This is a genomic window from uncultured Aquincola sp. (genome assembly GCF_964001545.1).
Lineage (GTDB): Bacteria > Pseudomonadota > Gammaproteobacteria > Burkholderiales > Burkholderiaceae_C > Aquincola.
In genome coordinates this window covers 1-4,534 of sequence record NZ_CAXFDV010000610.1, presented here as the reverse complement: position 1 = coordinate 4,534, position 4,534 = coordinate 1, and the positions used below count along the sequence as shown (strand labels likewise).

The window sequence follows — 4,534 nt, the reverse complement described above, 5'->3', positions numbered from 1 at the left end:
GCCAGCGGCGACACCGGCCGCAGCAGGCTGATCAGCGGATTGACCATGCGGCTGAGGAACTCGAAGCGGCCGATGAGAAAGCCCAGCGGAATGCCCACCAGCGCCGCCAGGCCGAAGCCCACGCCCACGCGCTCCAGCGAGAACAAAATGTTCCAGCCGATGCCCTGGTCATTGGGGCCGTTGCTGTAGAACGGATCGGCGAACAGCTTGACCGCCGCCTCGAAGGTGGCCTGCGGCGTGGGAAAGGTGGTGCTGCCCCGCGTGAGCAGGCCCCACACGCCCACCAGCAGCGCCAGGCCCAGCACGGGCGGCAGCACGGTCATCCACAGCGCGCGCAGGTCGATGGGCGTGCGGGGCGGGGCGGCGGGGCGGGGCGATGGCGCCACGGCGGTTTCTGCAGCGGCTGCGGGCGCGGCGTGAGGCGCGGCGGCGTCGTCTTGCGTCTGCAGCGGCGAATGGAACACGGCACTGACCATGAGGTTCTCCTGGTGTCCCGCCGTCAGGCGGCGCTGAGCTTGATCTTGAAGCCGTCGGCGTACTTGGCCGGCTCCTTGCCGTCCCACACCACGCCGTCGATCAGCTTGCTGCTGCGCATCACGTCCTTGGGCACGCTGATATTCATCGCGCCGGCCACCTGTCTATACAAGTCGACCTGGTTGATCTGCCTGGCCACGGCCAGGTAGTCGGGGTGCTCGCGCAGCAGGCCCCAGCGCTTGTGCTGGGTGAGGAACCACATGCCGTCGGACAGGTACGGGAAGTTCACCGCGCCGTCGTTGAAGAACTTCATGTGGTTGGGGTCGTCCCAGGTCTTGCCCAGGCCGTTCTGGTAGCGGCCCAGGATGCGCTGGTTGATGGCGTCCACCGCGGTGTTGACGTAGGCCTTGTCGGCCACGGTCTCGGCCATCTTCAGCTTGTTCTGCAGGCTGGCGTCGATCCAGCGGCTGGCTTCCAGCGCCGCCATCATCACCGCACGGGTGGTGTTGGGGTACTTCTTGACGAAGTCGCCCGTGGTGCCCAGCACCTTCTCGGGGTGGTCCTTCCAGATGTCCTGCGTGGTGACGGCGGTGATGCCGATGCCGTCCATGATGGCGCGGTGGCCCCAGGGCTCGCCGACGCAGTAGCCGTCCATGTTGCCCACGCGCATGTTGGCCACCATCTGCGGCGGCGGCACGGTGATGACCTTGGCGTCCTTCATGGGGTTGATGCCCACGCTGGCCAGCCAGTAGTACAGCCACATCGCGTGGGTGCCGGTGGGAAAGGTCTGCGCGAAGGTGTATTCGCGCTTTTCGGCAGCCATGGCCTTGGCCAGCGAGGCACCGTCCACCGCGCCCTTGTCCGCCAGCTTCTTGCTCAGCGTGATGGCCTGGCCGTTGTTGTTGATGGTCATCAACACCGCCATGTCCTTGCCCTTGTTGCCGGGCATGCCCACGCCCAGGTGCACGCCGTACACCAGGCCGTAGAGCACATGGGCCATGTCCAACTCGCCATTGACCAGCTTGTCGCGCACGCCGGCCCAGGAGGCTTCCTTGGTGGGGATGATCTTGACGCCGTACTTGCGGTCGAAGCCCAGCACCGAGGCCATCACCACCGACGCGCAGTCGGTCAGCGGGATGAAGCCGATGCGCACTTCCTCCTTCTCGGGCTTGTCCGACCCCTGGGCGTACACGGCGGATTGAAGCCCGGGCACAACCCCCGCGGCGGTGGAGGCCGCGGCGGCGGCAACGAGTTGGCGGCGTCCCATGTTGATCTGGTCCTTGGCTGGCATGTGGTCCCCGATGCTGTCAGGCGAAGAAATGGCAAACAAAAAAGGCGTCCCTCACGGACCCCGGGCTTCGCCTCGGGGGGTGGGGGACGCCTTCGTCCGGTGCCTGGCACGCCAGCGGTGGCGCACCAGGATGTGTTCACGAGATCGCCGTTGACCTCTTGCCGCGGTCTGGTCGCAAGCCGCATGCCAGGCATTTGCTGCTCAAAACCGCGGCCGGCGCACGTTCAGCGTGCCGCGGCTGCGCCGCGCTGGTGCCTGTGAGCGGCCGGGCTCAGCCCAGCAGGTCGGACACGTCGACGATGCGCTGCGCCACCTCGGCCAGCTTCAGGCCCTTGTCCATCGCCGTCTTGCGCAGGCGGGCGTAGGCCTCTTCTTCGCCGATGGCCTGGCGCTTCATCAGGATGCCCTTGGCCCGCTCGATCACCTTGCGTTCGCTGAGCTGACTGCGCGCCTGGGCCAGCTCGGTGCGCAGGCGTTCCTCGTGCTCGAAGCGCGCCATCGCGATGTCCAGCACCGGCTTGACCCGCTCGGAAGCCAGGCCGGCCACCACATAGGCGGTGACGCCGGCCGCGATGGCGTCGCGCACATGGCTGGTGTCTTCGTCGTCGGTGAACAGCACGATGGGCCGGCGCGCGTCGCGGGTGGCCATGACCACATGCTCCAGCGTGTCGCGGGCCTGGCTTTCGGCGTCCACCACGATCATGTCGGGCTGGATCTGCGCCAGCCGGTCGGGCAGGAACACGTCCACCGGCAGCACCGCCACGATGTTGTAGCCCGCTTCCAGCAGGCCGATGCGCAGGCTGCGCGAACGTTCGGCCTCCCACCAGGCGTCCACGTCATGCGGTTCGGGCGAAAGCGATTCCGGCGCGACGATGACGATGCGCAAGGGCGACGGGGACGACGGCATGCGGGGCTGGCGAGCAAGGTTCGCGCCACCAGGGCGGCGCTGACTACACTGGGCGGATGAATGTACTTGGCATCGAATCGTCCTGCGACGAGACCGGTGTGGCCCTGGTGACGAGCGATGGCACGGGCGTGCCGCGGCTGCTGGCCCATGCGTTGCACAGCCAGATCGACATGCACCAGGCCTATGGCGGCGTGGTGCCCGAACTGGCCTCGCGCGACCACATCCGGCGGGTATTGCCGCTGACCCGGCAGGTGTTGGCCGAGGCCGGCCTGGGCCTGGACGCGGTGGACTTGGTGGCCTTCACCCGCGGCCCCGGGCTGGCCGGCGCGCTGCTGGTGGGCGCGGGCGTGGCCTGCGCGCTGGCGGCCGCGCTGGACAAGCCCACGCTGGGCGTGCACCACCTGGAAGGGCACTTGCTGTCGCCGTTTCTCTCTGCCGATCCGCCGGAGTTTCCGTTCGTGGCGCTGCTGGTCTCAGGCGGCCACACGCAACTGATGCACGTGGCCGGCGTGGGTGCGTACGAGATGCTGGGCGAGACCATCGACGACGCGGCCGGCGAAGCCTTCGACAAGTCGGCCAAGCTGCTGGGCCTGGGCTACCCGGGCGGGCCGGCGCTGTCGCGCATGGCCGCTTTCGGCGACCCCACGGCCTTTGCGCTGCCGCGGCCCATGCTGCACAACGGCAACCTCGACTTCTCCTTCGCCGGCCTGAAGACCGCGGTGCTGACCCAGGTGCGCAAGCTGGGCAGCAACGTGTGCGAGCAGGACCGTGCCAACCTGGCGGCCAGCACGCAGGCCGCCATCGTGGAGGTGCTGGTCAGGAAGTCGATGCGGGCGCTGAAGGAATCAGGCGCGCGCCGCCTGGTGGTGGCCGGCGGCGTCGGCGCCAACAGCGAGCTGCGGGCGCAGCTGAATGCCGCCTGCCAGAAGGCGAAGGTGCGGGTGCACTACCCCGAGCTGGACCTGTGCACCGACAACGGCGCGATGATCGCGATGGCGGCCGCGATGCGGCTGCAAAGCGGCCGGGCCACGCCGTCGCACGACTACGCCTTCGACGTGCGGCCGCGCTGGCCGCTGCAGTCGGCTTAGTGCTCGTTCAGTGATGCGCGCGATCACGCGGCTGGTGCTCGGGCACCTCGCGCACGTCCACGTCCACCACGTCGATCCCGTCGGCCTCGTTCAGGCGCTGCCCGCCGGCCCGCGGCGGCCGGCCGGCACGGGCGGCCTGCCGGGCCAGCATGCTGACCAGGTCTTGCGCCGGCTGACGGCCGCGCAGCCGCTGCCAGCCCCACCAGCCGAAGAGGGCGACGGCGCCGACCACCAGGCTCAGCCACAGCACCAGCAGGCCGGCCACAGCCACCAGGCTGCCGACCACCACCGACACCATGCCGCCGACGGCGCCCAGTGCGCCCCAGGTGCCCGCACGGGGGTGCGAGCGCCGCGGCCCGCCGATTCGATCGTTGAAGTTCATGAGGGTCCGACGCCTGGCGGGCGAAGGAGTTCCGCCCCGCCGGCAGCGCGCATGTTACGGCTGTGCAAATCCGCCGGGGCTGTCCTCTGGCCGGCGGTGGCGTGTGGCTGCTGGGCACCGGCCGCTGCCCGCCCGGCGGTGCCGGCCGCCGCCGGGCCCGCCGGCACCGCACCGGTGCTGCGCATCCAGCAGGTGCAGGGCAGTGGCCCTGCCAGCCCCTGGCAGGGCCGGTGGGTGGCGGTGCAGGGTGTGGTCACCGGGCTGCTGAGCACCGGTTTCACGCTGCAGGAAGAAGCGCCGCAGGGGCCGCCGGACGCATCGTCGGGCCTGCAGGTGCACACGCGCCAGCGCCAGGGGCTCGCGCCCGGCGTGCGGGTGCGGGTCACCGGCCG

5 protein-coding genes and 1 pseudogene are annotated in these 4,534 nt (G+C 69.8%); 2 read left to right on the top strand and 4 right to left on the bottom strand.

Annotation, left to right across the window (positions count from 1 at the left end; translation table 11 throughout):
* The 3 genes and pseudogenes from ABNT58_RS21280 to ABNT58_RS21270 form a co-directional block, all read right to left on the bottom strand.
* Positions 1–476, bottom strand: a pseudogene (locus tag ABNT58_RS21280) (nitrate ABC transporter, permease protein); the annotation flags it as partial.
* Between the two features lie 23 nt (positions 477–499).
* Positions 500–1,741, bottom strand: coding sequence for a CmpA/NrtA family ABC transporter substrate-binding protein (locus ABNT58_RS21275; RefSeq protein ID WP_348755412.1), 1,242 nt, complete (start codon positions 1,739–1,741; stop codon positions 500–502).
* A 295-nt stretch (positions 1,742–2,036) separates the two neighbouring features.
* A complete protein-coding gene (locus ABNT58_RS21270; RefSeq protein WP_348755411.1) occupies positions 2,037–2,672 on the bottom strand; it encodes an ANTAR domain-containing protein in 636 nt (211 codons plus the stop codon).
* Between the two features lie 56 nt (positions 2,673–2,728).
* On the opposite strand from ABNT58_RS21270, the gene tsaD reads away from it, so the two are divergent.
* A complete protein-coding gene (tsaD, locus tag ABNT58_RS21265; RefSeq protein WP_348755410.1) occupies positions 2,729–3,760 on the top strand; it encodes a tRNA (adenosine(37)-N6)-threonylcarbamoyltransferase complex transferase subunit TsaD in 1,032 nt (343 codons plus the stop codon).
* 7 nt (positions 3,761–3,767) lie between these two features.
* Here the strand turns inward: tsaD and ABNT58_RS21260 are convergent, their stop codons facing one another.
* Positions 3,768–4,142 carry a hypothetical protein gene (locus ABNT58_RS21260; RefSeq protein ID WP_348755409.1) on the bottom strand — a complete coding sequence of 125 codons (375 nt, stop codon included), beginning with the start codon at positions 4,140–4,142 and terminating at the stop codon, positions 3,768–3,770.
* A 138-nt stretch (positions 4,143–4,280) separates the two neighbouring features.
* Here ABNT58_RS21260 and ABNT58_RS21255 point away from each other — a divergent pair.
* A partial coding sequence (locus ABNT58_RS21255) for a hypothetical protein (protein WP_348755408.1) occupies positions 4,281–4,534 on the top strand: 254 nt, incomplete at its 3' end.

Excerpts from the sequence above, each read along its gene's own strand:
- ABNT58_RS21275 (WP_348755412.1), bottom strand. The coding sequence starts at position 1,741 with ATGGGACGCCGCCAACTCGTTGCCGCCGCCGCGGCCTCCACCGCCGCG.
- ABNT58_RS21270 (WP_348755411.1), bottom strand. The coding sequence starts at position 2,672 with ATGCCGTCGTCCCCGTCGCCCTTGCGCATCGTCATCGTCGCGCCGGAA.
- tsaD (WP_348755410.1), top strand. The coding sequence starts at position 2,729 with ATGAATGTACTTGGCATCGAATCGTCCTGCGACGAGACCGGTGTGGCC.
- ABNT58_RS21260 (WP_348755409.1), bottom strand. The coding sequence starts at position 4,142 with ATGAACTTCAACGATCGAATCGGCGGGCCGCGGCGCTCGCACCCCCGT.